This is a genomic window from Citrobacter sp. CK185 (assembly GCF_030333565.1).
Taxonomy (GTDB): domain Bacteria; phylum Pseudomonadota; class Gammaproteobacteria; order Enterobacterales; family Enterobacteriaceae; genus Citrobacter_B; species Citrobacter_B koseri.
This window is the reverse complement of sequence record NZ_JAOWFR010000025.1, coordinates 249,140-264,774: the sequence shown is the minus strand read 5'-3', so window position 1 is coordinate 264,774 and position 15,635 is coordinate 249,140. Positions and strand designations below refer to the sequence as shown.

The 15,635-nt window shown below is 50.4% G+C and carries 18 protein-coding genes and 1 pseudogene; 5 read left to right on the top strand and 14 right to left on the bottom strand.

Going from position 1 to position 15,635, the window contains the following annotated elements; translation table 11 throughout:
- Positions 1-103: 103 nt before the first annotated feature.
- The 11 genes and pseudogenes from roxA to OGV79_RS13760 all read right to left on the bottom strand — a co-directional run bounded on the left by roxA (position 104) and on the right by OGV79_RS13760 (position 10,334).
- Entirely contained in the window at positions 104-1,225 is a 1,122-nt protein-coding gene (roxA, locus tag OGV79_RS13810; RefSeq protein ID WP_047457471.1) for a [50S ribosomal protein L16]-arginine 3-hydroxylase, read from the bottom strand.
- A gap of 92 nt (positions 1,226-1,317) precedes the next feature.
- Entirely contained in the window at positions 1,318-2,781 is a 1,464-nt protein-coding gene (gene phoQ, locus OGV79_RS13805) for a two-component system sensor histidine kinase PhoQ (protein ID WP_012132787.1), read from the bottom strand.
- A complete protein-coding gene (phoP, locus tag OGV79_RS13800; RefSeq protein WP_024130426.1) occupies positions 2,781-3,452 on the bottom strand; it encodes a two-component system response regulator PhoP in 672 nt (223 codons plus the stop codon). The genes phoQ and phoP overlap by 1 nt, the downstream gene beginning before the upstream one ends.
- A 73-nt stretch (positions 3,453-3,525) precedes the next feature.
- Positions 3,526-4,812, bottom strand: coding sequence for a site-specific integrase (locus tag OGV79_RS13795; protein WP_110123564.1), 1,287 nt, complete (start codon positions 4,810-4,812; stop codon positions 3,526-3,528).
- Complete coding sequence (gene xisR, locus OGV79_RS13790; RefSeq protein ID WP_104868789.1) at positions 4,812-5,027, bottom strand: excisionase family protein; 216 nt, start codon at positions 5,025-5,027, stop codon at positions 4,812-4,814. The genes OGV79_RS13795 and xisR overlap by 1 nt, the downstream gene beginning before the upstream one ends.
- Positions 5,028-5,091: 64 nt before the next feature.
- Entirely contained in the window at positions 5,092-5,331 is a 240-nt protein-coding gene (locus OGV79_RS13785; RefSeq protein WP_012132782.1) for a DUF4060 family protein, read from the bottom strand.
- Positions 5,332-5,371: 40 nt separating this feature from the next.
- A pseudogene (locus tag OGV79_RS13780) lies at positions 5,372-6,531 on the bottom strand (RecT family recombinase).
- Positions 6,494-9,460 (bottom strand): RecE family exodeoxyribonuclease, encoded by a 2,967-nt coding sequence (locus OGV79_RS13775; RefSeq protein ID WP_286468624.1) that lies wholly within the window; start codon positions 9,458-9,460, stop codon positions 6,494-6,496. The pseudogene OGV79_RS13780 and the gene OGV79_RS13775 overlap by 38 nt, the downstream one beginning before the upstream one ends.
- 145 nt (positions 9,461-9,605) lie before the next feature.
- On the bottom strand, positions 9,606-9,959 hold the full coding sequence (locus OGV79_RS13770) for a DNA breaking-rejoining protein (protein ID WP_077956858.1): 354 nt from the start codon (positions 9,957-9,959) through the stop codon (positions 9,606-9,608).
- A 21-nt stretch (positions 9,960-9,980) separates the two neighbouring features.
- Positions 9,981-10,139: a YdaE family protein gene (locus tag OGV79_RS13765; protein WP_060816008.1), complete on the bottom strand. Its 159-nt coding sequence runs from the start codon at positions 10,137-10,139 to the stop codon at positions 9,981-9,983.
- Between the two features lie 9 nt (positions 10,140-10,148).
- Positions 10,149-10,334 (bottom strand): YdfD/YebW family protein, encoded by a 186-nt coding sequence (locus OGV79_RS13760; protein WP_112002254.1) that lies wholly within the window; start codon positions 10,332-10,334, stop codon positions 10,149-10,151.
- A 657-nt stretch (positions 10,335-10,991) separates the two neighbouring features.
- On the opposite strand from OGV79_RS13760, the gene OGV79_RS13755 reads away from it, so the two are divergent.
- Positions 10,992-11,198 (top strand): hypothetical protein, encoded by a 207-nt coding sequence (locus tag OGV79_RS13755; RefSeq protein WP_175479750.1) that lies wholly within the window; start codon positions 10,992-10,994, stop codon positions 11,196-11,198.
- Positions 11,199-11,225: 27 nt separating this feature from the next.
- Here the strand turns inward: OGV79_RS13755 and OGV79_RS13750 are convergent, their stop codons facing one another.
- From OGV79_RS13750 to OGV79_RS13740, 3 genes are all read right to left on the bottom strand, one after another.
- Positions 11,226-11,876: a hypothetical protein gene (locus tag OGV79_RS13750; protein ID WP_015980176.1), complete on the bottom strand. Its 651-nt coding sequence runs from the start codon at positions 11,874-11,876 to the stop codon at positions 11,226-11,228.
- Positions 11,864-12,130, bottom strand: coding sequence for a hypothetical protein (locus tag OGV79_RS13745; protein WP_001529821.1), 267 nt, complete (start codon positions 12,128-12,130; stop codon positions 11,864-11,866). Before OGV79_RS13745 ends, OGV79_RS13750 begins: the two co-directional genes overlap by 13 nt.
- A gap of 360 nt (positions 12,131-12,490) precedes the next feature.
- Positions 12,491-12,892: a helix-turn-helix domain-containing protein gene (locus OGV79_RS13740; RefSeq protein ID WP_286468623.1), complete on the bottom strand. Its 402-nt coding sequence runs from the start codon at positions 12,890-12,892 to the stop codon at positions 12,491-12,493.
- Positions 12,893-12,995: 103 nt separating this feature from the next.
- On the opposite strand from OGV79_RS13740, the gene OGV79_RS13735 reads away from it, so the two are divergent.
- From OGV79_RS13735 to OGV79_RS13720, 4 genes are all read left to right on the top strand, one after another.
- Complete coding sequence (locus tag OGV79_RS13735) at positions 12,996-13,229, top strand: transcriptional regulator (protein WP_044596227.1); 234 nt, start codon at positions 12,996-12,998, stop codon at positions 13,227-13,229.
- A 2-nt stretch (positions 13,230-13,231) separates the two neighbouring features.
- Positions 13,232-13,774 carry a toxin YdaT domain-containing protein gene (locus OGV79_RS13730; protein ID WP_286468622.1) on the top strand — a complete coding sequence of 181 codons (543 nt, stop codon included), beginning with the start codon at positions 13,232-13,234 and terminating at the stop codon, positions 13,772-13,774.
- Positions 13,775-13,908: 134 nt separating this feature from the next.
- Complete coding sequence (locus tag OGV79_RS13725) at positions 13,909-14,781, top strand: LvrA C-terminal domain-related protein (protein ID WP_286468621.1); 873 nt, start codon at positions 13,909-13,911, stop codon at positions 14,779-14,781.
- Positions 14,782-14,783: 2 nt separating this feature from the next.
- Positions 14,784-15,533: an ATP-binding protein gene (locus tag OGV79_RS13720; RefSeq protein ID WP_187305280.1), complete on the top strand. Its 750-nt coding sequence runs from the start codon at positions 14,784-14,786 to the stop codon at positions 15,531-15,533.
- The last annotated feature ends 102 nt before the right edge of the window (positions 15,534-15,635 follow it).

Sequence of the window (15,635 nt, the reverse complement as noted above, 5' to 3'; positions counted from 1 at the left end):
GTGGTGTGATGGCGCCGGATGGCGCTTCACTTATCAGGCCTACCGTGCGTAGGCCTGATAAAACGCGTTCGCGTTGCCATCAGGCTCAATCGCAATAACTTATTTACCCTTCGAAGAACCAGTACCCGCTATTGACCAGCGCGGCCAGCATTGCGAGGAACGACGGGTCTTCCAGCGCATCGCCAAAATTCTCGGCGGTCAGCACGATGTGACTGGAGAGCGCCTCCAGCGCCGGGCGGTGCGGAGAATCAATCTTCTCACCGTTGGCGTAGACCTCATCGCCAATGCGCAGGACGCGTAAGCCGCCCAGACGCACCAGCACATCGCCTTGTTTCAGCGCATCATAGATCTCATCCGGCTGATACGGCGGTTCCGGCGGCGCGATGTCCAGTTCGTGACGAGACTGGGAGATAAATTCGCCAAACCACTGTTTAAAGTGTTCAGGCTGATTGATCAGGTCGAGCATCATTTCACGCAGCTTGTCCATCTCCTGCGGCAGAACGTCGGCAGGATGCTCGCGCGGCGGGATATCCGGGTCGCTGTAATAGGTGCTGCCCAGCTCGCGTTGCAGAACGTAGTCGGCAAAACCGCTGATCAGTTCACGCGTATTCGGCGCGCGGAAACCAACCGAGTAGTTCATCGCGTTTTCCAGCGCGTAGCCTTCGTGCGGGAATCCCGGTGGGATATACAGAATATCGCCGGGCTCCAGCTCTTCATCAATGATGGCTTCAAAAGGATCGACCTGGAGCAAATCCGGGTGAGGGCAATGCTGCTTCAGTTGCAGCTTCTCGCCTACGCGCCAGCGGCGGCGACCGGTTCCCTGAATGATAAATACATCGTACTGATCCAGATGCGGACCCACGCCGCCGCCAGGGACGGAAAAGGAGATCATCAGATCGTCAATACGCCAGTCCGGCAACGCGCGGAAAGGGCGCATCAGCGCAGCGGTAGGTTCATGCCAGTGGTTTACGGCCTGAACCAGCAGCGACCAGTTGTTCTCGCCGAGGTGGTCGTAACTCTCGAACGGGCCGTGGCTGACCTGCCATTTACCATCCTGATGACTGACCAGACGGCTATCGACTTCGCTTTCCATCGCCAGTCCCGCCAGTTCGTCAGGGGAGAGCGGATCAATGAAGTTGTTGAACCCGCGTTTTAACACCACCGGGCGTTTTTGCCAGTGGCGTTCAAGAAATTCGGGCCAGTTAAGTGTTAATTGATATTCCATGTTGATTATCCGCAGGCTGGTATCTGACACCGATTATAACGGATGCTTAACGACATGCGGTGAAGAACATATATAAATATTACACGCCAGCGTCATTCATCGCGCTGAATCGGGTGCTGGCGACCAAAAATCACCTCCATCCGCGCTCCGCCGAGCAAACTGTCACCGGCGACGATCTTCCCTTCATATTGCTCAGTGATCTCACGGGCGACCGCCAGCCCCACGCCTTGCCCTGGTCGCAGGGTGTCAATGCGCTGACCGCGATCGAAAACCACATCACGCTTGCTTTGCGGAATGCCCGGGCCGTCGTCTTCTACCAGAATATGCAGATGCTCATCGGTCTGCCGGGCTGAAATTTCAACAAACTCCAGGCAGTATTTACAGGCGTTATCCAGCACGTTGCCCATCACTTCAACAAAGTCATTCTGCTCGCCGACGAAGCTGATTTCCGGCGAAATATCGAGGCTAATGTTGACCCCTTTACGCTGATACACTTTATTGAGCGCGCAGGTGAGATTGTCCAGTAACGGCGCTACGGGGTGCAGCTCGCGACTGAGTAACACGCCGCTTCCGCGCATGCTGGCTCGATGCAGGTAATAACCGATCTGCTGGGATATACGGCTGATCTGTTCCAGCATGACCGGTTCGGCGTCGCTGACGCTCATTTTTTCGCTGCGCATTGAACGCAGGGTGCTCTGCAATACCGCCAGCGGCGTTTTCAGACTATGGGTGAGGTCGGTTAACGTGGTGCGGTATTTATCATAACGCTCACGTTCGCTCTTCAGCAGCCGGTTGAGGTTGCGCACCAGGCTGGTCAGTTCCCGCGTGGTTTCCGGGTTGAGCATTTCGCGGTGGTGTTCTTCCAGCTCACGCACTTCACGCGCCAGCGCTTCGATAGGGCGTAAACTCCACCACGCGGCGACCCAGAGCAACGGGATGACTAACAGCAGGTTTGCCGCCAGAACATAAATAAACCAGCTCCAGACCATATACGAGCGTTTCAGCTCGATGGGGATAGTATCGACAACCACTATCGTCAGTTGCGGCATCCGCGCGGTAGCCGGATAGACATTCACCGCCACGGAGTGGGTCATTTCCGCATCGTCGTCATCTTCCCGCACCTCTTTGAGCTGCTGTTGGGCGGAATGATCTTCACTCAGCAACGTGCTGGTGGCGTCGACATCGGCTTCAATTTCATGAAAACCGTTGGCTTTCAGCCATTCCGGCTGGATACGTTTCTCCAGCCAGGGAACGTTGCGCTGCGCCCATAACAACTTGCCGTTCTCATCATAGATCAGTGTCATCGTGGGGCTTTGCATATCGAGATTTTCCGGGATCTCGATATTGATTTTATTGTTTTGCCATGACGCGAGGGTGTAGAAAAGGTTGCTCTCACCGCGTAACAGGCGAAAGGTTGTCTTATCAAAACTGACGCTGTAGCCAACCAGCGCGACCATGCCGTAGGCCAGAGAGAGCACCAGCACAACGCCTGCCGTCGCCAGCAGAAAGCGCAGGCGCAGCGATAAAGGAAAAAGATGACGCAGTAATTTATTCATTAGCGCAGTTCGAACAGGTATCCCTGACCACGGACGGTGGTAATCACATCATCAGGATATCGCGCCTGAATTTTTTTGCGTAAGCGCCCCATCAATACATCAATGGTATGGCTTTCACGCAGTTCCGCATCCGGGTAGAGCTGTAGCATCAACGAATCTTTACTGACGACTTTGCCATTATTGCGGATCAGCGTTTCCATAATGGTGTATTCAAACGCCGTCAGTTTTATCACTTCATCATTTACGGACAATTCACGGCGGGAGAGATCCACCTGAAAAGGCGGAATAGAGATAACCTGCGAGGCCAGACCGCTGTTGCGGCGCATTAACGCCTGCATACGCGCGACCACTTCTTCAATATGAAACGGTTTTGTCACATAGTCGTCGGCGCCGGCGCTCAGCACTTCCACTTTATCCTGCCAGCCTTCACGGGCGGTTAATACCAGAACAGGAAGGGAAACGTCATTGCTGCGCCAGCGGCGGATCAGCGAAAGCCCGTCTTCATCCGGGAGGCCTAAATCGACGATGGCGATGTCCGGCAGATGCTCGTTAAGATAATAATCGGCTTCCTTTGCATCTTCTGCGTCATCAACCTGGTGCCCCAAATCCTGTAATTGAACCTTCAGGTGGTGGCGTAATAAGGCATTATCTTCGACAACCAGTACGCGCATCATCTTTTCTCCCTAAATTAACGGTATTAGTAGTTTAACGCTGATTGTGTGGATTGAAACCAGCGCTATGAAATTAAATGACTTTTTTCATACTCCCTCGCCCTTGGGGGCGTCCTGGGGGCAGTGCTGTCGGCATCTGATTGTTCAGCATGTTGACCTGATCCTGGTTCATATCACCAATCCACTTGGAGTAAACCTCGTACACCATACGCGCATCCTCGTGCCCCATCTGGCTGGCAATGAACGACGGGTTCGCTCCGGCCATCAGCGTCCAGCAGGCATATGTGTGACGCGACTGATATGGATTGCGCTCACGTATACCTGAAAGTTTAGTCCCACGTTTCCAGCCATACGAAATCGAGTCCTTGGAAAAGTAACCGCCTTTCGTTGACGAGTATGTTGTCGGTGAAAAAACGAAGCGAAGATATTGCTGCTCAGTTTTTCCGATCTCACGATGATGAAACTTAATTTCCTGTTTTGGACTGTTCCCGGTGATTTCGTATTGCTCCAGCAGAGCATCATGAGCAGGTTTCAGCAACGTTATCGTCCTTATCCCGGCATCTGTTTTAGGGGGTACAAATACTCGCTTGTTCGTCAAATTTCTGGATACGTGGATTTCACCTTTTACCAAATCAATATCTTCCCATGCCAGTGCGCATATCTCGCCTGGCCTCATCCCTGTATGTACCGCAATAATGATGATTAATGCCTGGCTACGGGGAAGGGCGGCTATCAGTGCCTGGTACTCATGAAGTAAAAGTGGGTCGGGATCATTTTTAGATAACTTGAGTCGCGACACTCCTTCATAAGGAGCATGCAATATAAACTGGCTTCGGTTTGCAAGCTTCAGCATTTCTGATAAAACAGCCATCTGTTTATTGACTGTTGAGGGCGCGCGCCCATTTTTGATGCGGTTTGGTATTGAAGGGTTGAAAACTTCCCCGGTCAGGAGTTCTTTGCGGTAATTCAGAATATCTGCGTGCTGAATATCAACCAGCCGTGTGTTCTCGCCCACTACTCGTTTCAGGGTGTTAACGACTGATGTGATGGATAGCAAAGTGGCTTCAGATACCTCCAGTGACTTTGTATCTGTAAAAAAATCACTCAGTTCTTTGAATGTGGAGATCCGTTTTGTGGACGAAAATTTCTTAAGAGCCTTTGATTCCGGGAAACGATCTGCGTAGTCGAACTTACCGAGTTGTATCTCACTCACAATTGCCGCGCGCAGATTGCCCGCTTTTTTAATGTTGCTACTGTTGACAACCCAACCCTGGAGAACTTCGCGGCAACGAATGCCGCGATAGATAAATGTGATCCTGATTTTTCCGTTATGCAGTTCAACACCAGTCGGGTATTTCATTAAGCATCCTGAACTAACTGATTAATCTTCGGGTAGTTGTACCAAAGCAGACCTTTAGAGTTGTCAGTCTGTCCAAGCGCAGTAAGGCGCTTGAAGTGAACACCTTCAACCCATAGCTTCAGGCGATAATTTTTAATTTGTCCTTCAGTAAGTCCTGTTCTTTCGGTAAGTCTGGACTCAACAACCCACTCTTCGTTAAAAATTACCTGTGACATGGTTCACCTCAGGTAACCGGCGCCAGTATAGATGCGCCGGTGTTGTGACATTGATAATTCGTTATCAGGCAATCTGCCCTGGCAGTGCGCGCAGTCGGCGCATACCTGTCATTGCGGTGGCGACATAGCTCTTATGTCGGTTAACAACTTCTACTGTCACCTTCACGCCGTCGACCGCCACGGTATAAGTGGTCTTTGTTTTCTGTCGGCCAAACTCCCCGTAAAGCTCAACATGCTTTGCCAGTGCTGCATCGCATGCCCGACGACCTAACGGCGATTGCTTACTGCGATTGATAAGGCGCATATAACCCCCTGTGACGGGAGGGGCCGCCCTCCCGCCTCCCTTAGCCCACGTATTCCGGTTTCATGTCGTCCAGGGTGATGCGGAACTGATCATACAGTTCATCGCCAAGATGACGTTTGGCAGTGCTGAGAGCACTTTCAGCTTTAGCGAACATCGCTGCGGATTCCGGTTCGCCAGGATTTGGAAGTGAGTTGATCACAGCCTCGACCTTGTTCTGCGCATCGACCTGGTAGTAGCGCTTAACTGCCTTATTTTTCAATTCGGTGAACAGCGCGGTTCCCAGCAGCGCTTTCTGCGACTCAATATCAGCGCGGATAGCTTTGGCCTGGTCAACGGAGCTTGCTGTGTCAATGCGGTCGCGTAGGTCGTCGGCAACGGCGTCAATGTTAGTTGCCGATTCCTGCGCGCTGGTCGTGGTACTAACCTCGCCAGTGATTTCCTGTACGCTCATGCGCTGGACTGGCGCCGGATTGATTTCTCGCTCGGTACGTTGCTCAAGCTCATCTGGTGTGTAAACACCGAGAATCACATGCGGGCAGTACAACCGCGCCCAATATTTCACCCCAAGATAGGCTATTTGCTGGTCAGGCTTTGAAACCCACAGCGGCGAATTTCGAGTAACTACCTGAGACAGGTAGAGTGGTTTGTCCCAAGTGATTTCACTTTCACCACGAAGAATTGCCCCGACCTCGATGTAGAGGCCTGCTTCATCTTCATCAGTCCAGTCGCGAACGCGTTCCGTTACAGTGTATTTGCCATTTTTCCCTGTTTTCTCGCGGGTCACTTCTTTGGTTCTGGTGCAACATTCCCAGTCACCACCGTAGCGATAATGGAAGCGGCCATGGATGGCGCTGGAACTGGTGATAACGGCATTAACAAGCTGTGCTTCGTAACCCAGTTGCCCATTGACCAGGTGCGTCTTTTGCGCAACTGCATATGGATTCATGCCCCATTGCATGGCTTGCATGACGATAGCCATGCAATCTGCTGGCTTTCCTGCCAAGTGCGCGGGCACGGTAACGACGGATTGAGCCATCAGCCCGGCGAAAGACTGCAACTGTCCCAGGGCCTGTACGTTGAAAATTGAGTTACTTGCAGAGATTGTGTTTGGTGCCTGCTGTTCGGCTGTAACAATGTTGGTATTTTCCATGACAGTTCCCCCTTAGGCCTGTACGCGAAGCGCTTCAAGGCGGCGCACATCAAAATCGTTGAGTTCTTCGGCGTAATCTTCGGTAATCGGCGCTGGCCATTCGCCAGTGTCGAACCCGTTCGCTATGGCGCGCATTGCTTTGCGGTATTCCAGCATGCCGAGTTCAAGCAGTTCTTCGGATGCCTCGATGATGGCGATCCAGTGGTAGTTCTCGTCTTTGTTGACGAATATCCAGAAAAACTGGTCCAGCGCTGCGGTTTCGCAGTACATGGCAGCGCTCAGGTGATAATCGCGATCGATGATTTCCCGGTGCAACTTCGCGCGCAGACCATCCTGCTTGATATTCCACATGCTGATAGTCTTCAGGTCAGCGCCGATGCGTAGGCCGCCCATGTCGATTTCAAGGTCTGGCCGCACGCGGATTTCCAGCCCGGTTTCCTCATCAATACCGAAATAGCTCACTTCTACGGCGCGGTTCGGATGCGTCAGCAGCTTCCCGGCGGTCGGGTGATTCAGTAGCGCTTTCTGGATGGCCTGCGCGGTGCTCAACTGCTGGCGGGTAACCAGGATTCTATCGCCGGGGTTTTCGCGCCATGCGTCAAGCAGCTCGTCGGCAAACACTGTTTCAGGTTTGACGGTTTTCACTGCCTGAATCAGATCCGCTTTGGTGCCGGATACTTTCAACGGCTGTGGCTTCTGCGCTTCCTGTGCAACGAGATCAGGATTGATGATCGTCAGTTGCTCAAGCAGCGCGTCACGGCTTCCGCTGGTTTTCACCTGCGGCGGCAGGGTGGCGTTGTACTCTTTGATGCAGGCCTTCATTGCTGTGGCGGTATGCTTGGTTCCGTTCTCAATACGCTGGAACTCTTCAGGCAATTGCTCATATGATGCATACGATTCGTCAACGGATGCCCCAAGCGGTAATGGCGCGGGCAGGGTGGCGTTGTACTCTTCCAGCAACGCTTTGATATCGTCAGTGCTCAACAGCGGCGGCAGGCTGGCGTTGTGCTCGTCGATAACCGCGCGGATCGTCGCTGTCGTCGTGAGCGCGCCTTCCGGGATTTCCGGCTCGATGCTGAATTCTTTTTCCAGTTGTTCAGGCTGTAATGCCAGCGCGTGCACCAGATTCCCCATATCCAGAACTTTGGTGCGTTCTTTCTGGATGGTTTTGGATACGTGGCGCGCCTCGAAATACATCAGCGATACCCGGGCATCTTTTACCATCGTCGAACTGGTGCCATTCGCCGCGTGATATACCTCGTTCGGTACGCCTTCATAACGCCCCGGCTCGAAGTATTCCGGCCACACTGGCATTGGTTCTTCCTGTTGCGCTTCTGGCTCAGAATGGCTTGCAGAATCGTTGTTCTGGCTCACTTCCGGCTGATTGTGGTCTACATCGGCTTGTTCGCCGGTATCTGCTTCTTCACCATTCCCCAGATCGCTTTCGCTTGTACGCAGCGCATCACCAGCCTGTTCTTCATTACCGTCAGTTTCTTGAACCTGCACATCGCTGGTGGTCTCCGCTTTCTGTTTTGTGCCATGAGTTGAGGAGTTCTGAATCAGCGCAGAAACGTCAAATATGCCTGCGGCAACCTTTTTCACCAGTTCCGGTTCGGCTTCCTGCTTACCTGCATCAGCCTTCACCCATTTCGGATCATTCGGGTCGCTGATACCTTCAACATACTCGCCGCGCTCAGCAGCAAGCTGGCGGTTAGCTTCTTCCACTGCGTCTTTTTCTGGTGTATGGCGGGCGGCAGTGAGCGTTTCTGCTGTGGGGTTCTCGTGATCGCTCTCCGTTAAGTAGGCGTTGATATAACCCTGAAGGCGCCCTGGATAGTGATAAAACTCAGGGTGAGCGCTTCGGATAAGCGCAAAAATAGCGGCGCGGGAATAGTCCAGGATACCCGGTGTTGCGCGAAGTGCTGCGGACCATTCTTTGAATGGACTTTCTTTTTTCTTAACGATTTCTTTTGCGCGACGATAAACGCTACCAGGTAATTCATAGATATTAAAATCCATCGGCAGGGTGGCCAGCGCGATTTCCTGATCAAGCGTATCCAGCGTGTGGACATAATCCGGGTTGCGGTCTGTTTTGTTTCCGCCGCCAGCGTTCGCGCCGCTTTCAGTACGCTGAATAGCTGATACACGATTACCTTTGCACCACTCTTTAACGAGCAGCCCGCGATCAATATGAGGGGTATCGAACCATGTTTTCAGAAACTGGATAACGCTTGCCAGCTCAGGGATTTTGCCATCGGCAGGAAACACGTTCTTAACAGCATTTACCGCTTTATGGATATCGTGTTCAATGGCCTTTTTGAATGGTTCAACATTCTCAGACGCAAGTAAAAGGTTCTGGACATATGAGTTATCAGTGTCCATTTCCAGAGCGAGAATTGCTTTTTTCTGCTCTTCATCGACATGATAGAGATACTCGCCATCGCCAATATGTTGAGCCAGAACACGATGACGGAAGGGCATTGTTGCCACAACGGTTAACTGAGGGTGTTCAGGTAGATCGCCATTGTCTTCAGTTGACGACTGTTCGTGCTGGGTAATTTCGCCAGTTTCGGTATCGACAACTTCTTCATTGCCAAAATCTTCCGTGTGATCTTCCAGCACCTCACCTGTTTCGGTATCAACACCGTTAACGATATGCTGACGTGCTTCGGCGGCAGCATCAGAAGAGGGCAACGTAACACCGGGGATCTGCGCCCAGGTCATGTTGTCTTTACCGAGTTGGTAGAAATCGCAGAACGTTAAGCTGAGTTCGCCTTCCGGCGGCAGTTCGTTAACGACAGGGAAATTAGTGGCGACAGCTTTAAAATAATCTTTCAGCTTTGCGCCGGATTTAATCAGGAGATAATCCAGTGTGGCATTTGCCGCTTCAAAATCATCGCTGCACCAGAGAACTGCATCTTTCTGTCCTGATGATTTCTTTGCTTTGCGGACTAAAAATACAGGATTAGTTCCACTCATTGCTTTATCCTCAATAAATTGTGTAGAATTAATACCGTGTAGATAAGAGGTGCTTTAATAACACCTCTGATTTACCTGGTAGAATGTCCGGTTCGCTTTGGTCGGTGAGGCCGGACATAGCGGGCCCACTTCGGTGGGCTTTCGCTTAATGAACGGTGCTGAAAACTTTTTCTGAGTAATCGAGTTTGTAGCTTCGGTAGTTACCAAACCCGGCGTTATCGCCATCACTTACTTTCACGGACAGCATTGAAATTGCCTCTACAGCACAAAGAGGACAGTCGAACTTGCCGAATACATAGCCACCGTCGAGAATGACCGTGACCGCACCCGTTTCGGCTGAATGAATAACGCCTGATACTTTCTTCTCGCAGTTGAATACAGCCAATTCTTTATTCACTGCTTTCAGGTTCATTTCAATTTTTACGATTTCCATAAAACTTCTCCGGTTGTTAAATTCAGGGTGTAAGAAGCCGCGCCAAATTAATGGCGAATTTTTTATTTCATATTTCAGGACTGCTGGTTAACTCTCGTGCGCCATCTGGTCGTATTCAGCGCATTGTTTAGAGCAATATTCTTTTTCTTTCTGTGCCAGTTGCGGACCGTTGAGATAGAGCAATACGTTTTTTACTTCCTTGCCTTCTTCAACGGGTTTGCGGCAGTAACCGCATTCTTTCTGCATTACCCCTCCTCAGATGCTTGCTGGCAGCTCTCCGTTGCGAATAATTCCCTCAACAGGCCAGCACTCACCATTAACCTTTTGCTCGACAGCTGCGGCCTGGCATTCCTGCTGGTTGTCATATACACCGAGAATCACATCCTGAAAGTCACCGTTGGTCATTGCGACCGTTAATACCAGTGCGAACAAAGAGTTCATTTGCTGGTTTCCTTTTTGGTGATGCAACCTTTCATGACACACCAAAAAAATCGAAATGGCGCTGTAAAAGCATTCCCGCGAACGGCCTGGATGCGTGCTGGCTGACGTGCGAAATCAATCATTTTCAACCTCTGCTATGACTGTTTTTAATGTCATTCCAGTACTGAAAAGTGCACGGAATGTTTGCATCCAGGACTGCCTGCGTGGCCGCAATGATGTTCGCATGCCAGGTTACACAGACAGTTGCGCGTATATGCACATAACGCAGTGACGGATCCGCCTTATTCATCAACATCCCAGCGCGTGCTGCGTCACTGGAGTTTTCAAAGCTAAAAATTACCTCACTCATGATTTATCCCTCTTCTTGCCGTTGTCGCCCGGCTGGCGGAACGTTTGAAACCTGCTGCGCGTTAACTCATCCACCTCATCACCATCTTCATACGCCTGGTGCGGCTACTTCGTGGGCGTCCTGCCTTGGTGGTCGTGTTGCTGGAGTAATTAAACACAATGTTTATTTATGTGTCAACATAATGGGTGTTTTTATATAAACAAAAAGTTTATTTTGTAGCGAAGGTTGATGCAGGTAGTATGTTTTTGGGTCTATTGTATGGTTATAAAAACATCGAAGAGGGCGTTGTTATGGGTTTAGGAATGGATATGGAACGGGATGAGCTATTGGAAGACCGTGCAGCATTCATCGCCGGCGAGATTGGCGGAGCGGTTGTTGAGTTGATTATCGGCGGGGTAGTGATTAATCGGGATGCGATTGTGGATAGCCTGGAAGCCAAGAGGAAGGCGGTTGGTAATGTGATTCACAAGGGATTGCTGAGGGATGCTGCGGAGTTCGTGAGGAAAGGGCAATAAAAAACCCGGCGCGGTGGCCGGGTTTATTTATTGCTTAGGAGCTTGTTGTGATGACGATTGGTTAGTTGGAGCGCTCGTTAATGGTTGCTGTGTCGGTACCTGTATTATAATTGGAGCCGGGCTGGTTACTGATGGTGACTTGTCATTGCCGGAGATAATCCAACTTGAGGCTAACATCACGCCAGACAGAATCACAGTAACTAAAGTCAAGCCAACGGCCATCGCCCACTGAGTCGTTGTAAGTCCCGTTTTCAAACCGCCGATTTCACCTTTAATTTCAGCAATACCTCTCTCAATAGAAGAAAATTGCTGAGTATAATAGGTTTTAAAGTCAGCTGATTCGCGACGCATTTCCGCAGCAATAGACTCTACCTCTGATTTGTTTTGTGAAAGCTTTGCGTCAAGTTCTTCTCTGGACATTCCGCTCACGCTTACCTCCAGGGTATCACTCTTCATCGCTACATCTTCCTTACTTGGGCGCAAACCCGTTTCGTCCATGGCGTATGAAACTCTATTTGATACCTTAGCATCAATACCAATACTTTGGTACTGAGATGGATCCCCATAAGGAGAAACGGTTGTCGCTGCTAGGGTTGCACTAACTATAATACTTGGAAGAACTGATGATGTTGTTCCTGAGGTAGGTTGAACTGAAGAAACTGGCTTCAGTCTTTCCATAGCCCATTATCCCTGAGAGCTACCTGTAATGATTTTACTAATGCAACAGCTTGATCCGGGCTCATTGAGACTGACATGTTAGGGGTCAACTCAACTTTTACTTGGAAGCTATTCTTTCCTTGCTCATCAGACTGCATGTGATGCTCAAATTCATGGCGGTAAAAAGTAATGATTGTTTCAGCACGATCAGGCGTAATAAGAACTGATGTGGCGGTCATGTGCTGAGGTATGATTTTAATAGTGTTATCTGACATAAGTATCCTTTTTGTTTCCTTAGTATTTTTTTGCATTGACATCAGAAATAGCGAATCCACAAGAGTATGAGTAAAGCTAATCAGTTTAGTGATACGGTGACTATTAAAGTGGTAAACCACATCAAAGCTCGCAGAGTGCATACCAGGCTGTCACACATGACAAAGTAACGAGGATGCCTGATCTCATAGCGCTCAAAGAGACATGCCGATCACCGCATTAACCACACTGGACGCCATAAACACACCACCAACGATGAAACTCGCCTGGTTCTTCCTGGTAGCGCCAAGAGTCAACAGAACCACTGAAAGAGCAAAGAAAGGTATCGCGAGTATGCTGAATGTGTTCATGTTGACCTCAACTTATTTCAATTCTCCATCACCCTTAATCCGCCGCCCCATGTACTTGGCGTACAACTCGTCGAGTTCCTTCAGACGCAGAGATACGATCCGCAACATGTTCTGCTGCTCTTCTTCGTTTGGTAGTTGATTATAGAGTTCCAATAGTCTCCGTTCGTCGTGTCTCAAACCGTCCTTAGCATCCACGTCCTGACCTAGAACCCACTCAAGACTCACACCCAACGCATCGGCAAGTTTTATTGCTGAGCTTTTTCCTATCGCCCCTCTGACAAACCAGTTGTTGACTGATTGTGCGCTCACACCACAGATCCTCGCTATATCCGCTTTGGATATGCGCTTCTTCTCGATGATCTCATTTAACCGCCGAACCTGCGGGTTATCTGTTTGGTGTGTGTTTTTTCTCATATATCAAGATTCTAAACTAAAAGTTTATCGCCTCAACATTCATAATGTTGACTTGCGTATAAACATAATGTTTAATTTGGTTTGTTATTACTTGGAGCCAAATATGAAAGCACTTGATAAAGCAATAAGCATTGCAGGGGGCGCAACCCGTTTAGCAGAAAAGCTCGATGTATCTTCAATGACGGTCAGCCATTGGCGTCACCGTGATAATGGAGTCGTACCGGCTAACCGTGTCATTCCTATTTTCAATGCTACAGGTGTAACTCCACATGAGTTGCGCCCTGATTTGTACCTCAACCCAACGGATGGATTACCGGCGCAGGAAGCGAGGGCGTAACCGTGCATTCAATTTCATTTCAACAAAATACCGGGTTTCCTCCGGCCACGATGATAAATCGCAATCAGCCTGATCCGGCGGATAAGCATGACCAGATTCGGGCTGCCGTTCGTGCGTGGTCGGCATCGCTGGACAACCAGGACGTAGTTGCCGGGATCATCGTTGAAGAATGGGAACGGCAGGGCGGCGCCGGGCTGGATTTTCCTGACGACCTGAGCCGTAAGCGGCAGAAGCTTTTCCGCTGGCTGGACAGCGACACCGGATATGCGCGCGAAAACATCCGCCAGCTGACTCCTGCAATCCTGGCCGTTTTGCCGCTGGAATTTCGTGGGCGCCTTATCGGACAGGATTGTTTCATGACGCGTTTTGCAGCGATGGAGAAGGAAATCAGCGAGGCGAAACAGGCCGTAATGCTGAATGCGCCAAAGCATCAACTGGTGAAAGAGGTCAGGGAAGGGATTGAGCATCTGCTGAATATGTTGCCGGGTGATGCTGTCATTCAGGTTCTGAGTGGTATCGCGGCCATAGCGCCGGGTGTCATGTGAGGGTGAAGACCGCTGTGCGCCAACACAGACGGCCTTCGGTGTAATTCCAGGCAGAAATTACGAGGAAATTATGACAGAAAAATCAGCCGTCAAAAAGATAGATGGACCACCACTTTAGCGATTAAGAGGTTTTTATGCGTGATTACGCAACTGTTGCGCCTCAGTTCTGGCTTGGAAAGACCGGTCGTGAGTTGAGGAAACAAGGCGCGGAGGCGCAGGTGGTTTCGTTTTATCTGATGACCTCGCCACACGCAAACATGCTCGGGTTGTATTACCTGCCAATTCTATACATAGCCCATGAAACAGGTCTGGGCTTGGAAGGGGCTTCAAAGGGGCTTAAAAGCGCCATTGAAGCTGGATTTTGTAGCTATGACGAGGACACAGAGATGGTCTGGGTGCATGAAATGGCGGCCTATCAGGTAGGGAAGGCATTAAAGCCCGGTGATAACCGCTGCGCTGGCGTCAGGAATGAATATTCTTCGTTGCCTGAAAATCCTTTTCTTTCATCATTTTATGAACGTTACAAGACGGATTTTCATCTGAATTTTAAGCGCGAATCACGCCATATTTCAGAAGGGGCTTCGAAGGGGCTAGGAAGCCAAGATCAGGAACAGGATCAGGAACAAGATCAGGATAAAGATATTTCGGGGCATGGCGACGCCACACCCCAAGGGAAAAATACTTACTCGGAAGATTTTGAACAGGCTTGGGGTATTTACCCAAAGCGTGACGGTGGAAATAGTAAATCTGACGCCTACAAGGCCTGGAGTGCCCGACTCAACGACGGGGTATCCGCAGAGGACATGATCGCGGGTACTCAGAGGTATGCCGATTATGTCAAAGCGGATGGAAGCCTCAACACCAGGTACGTCAAACAGGCAAAAACATTTTTTGGCCCGGGCATGCACTTTAGTGAGGCGTGGGAAATCCAGCGATCATCAGGGGTGAGAGATCCGAACAAAATTTCTAAACCTGATGAAAAAATCCCATCGGGATTCAGGGGGTAGCGATGAAAAACATTGTTAGCACCGGCAGTGCGCTTGAGCGACTGAAAAGAATTATTCCGGCCAGCGTTCAGCCTAAGTTCTCGACCGTTGAAGAGTGGCGCGCCTGGCAGGAGTCCGAAGGCAGAAAACGTTGCGAGGAACTGGAGAAGCTGAACCAGAAGGCCAGAACAGAAAAAATTTTCGGTCGTTCCGGTATTCAGGATCTGCATCGCAGTTGCACCTTCGCGAACTATGAAGTGACAGGGGATAAGCAGCGCAGGGCGTTCACTATGGCAAAAAGCTATGCGCAGAACTTTGGCAATGGTTTTACCAGCTTCGTGTTCAGTGGCGAACCGGGCACAGGGAAAAACCATCTGGCGGCCGCGATCGGAAATCATTTGCTGGCTGCTGGACACTCCGTGCTGGTGGTGACTATCCCCGATCTGATGCTGCGTGTACGTGAGTGTTACGACAGTGGCCTGTCTGAAGCGTCACTGCTTGATGACCTGTGCAAAGTTGACCTGCTGGTGCTGGACGAAGTCGGTATTCAGCGTGGCAGCAGCGGCGAGAAAGTCATCCTCAACCAGGTTATTGATCGTCGCCTGTCGTCGATGCGGCCGGTTGGTGTTCTGACGAACCTGAACTATGAGGGATTGCTTGAAACCCTGGGTGCGCGGGTTATCGATCGCCTCCAGATGGACGGTGGAATGTGGGTCAATTTTGACTGGAAAAGCTACCGGAAAAACGTTAGCCACCTACGGCTCGTTAAATAATTTCGTGGGGAATCCTATGGAAACTGTAATCGATGTTTTAAAAGCAATGGGCAAAGCCACATATCGTGAAGTCGGCAGGAATCGTCACGCGCTCCGGTTCTT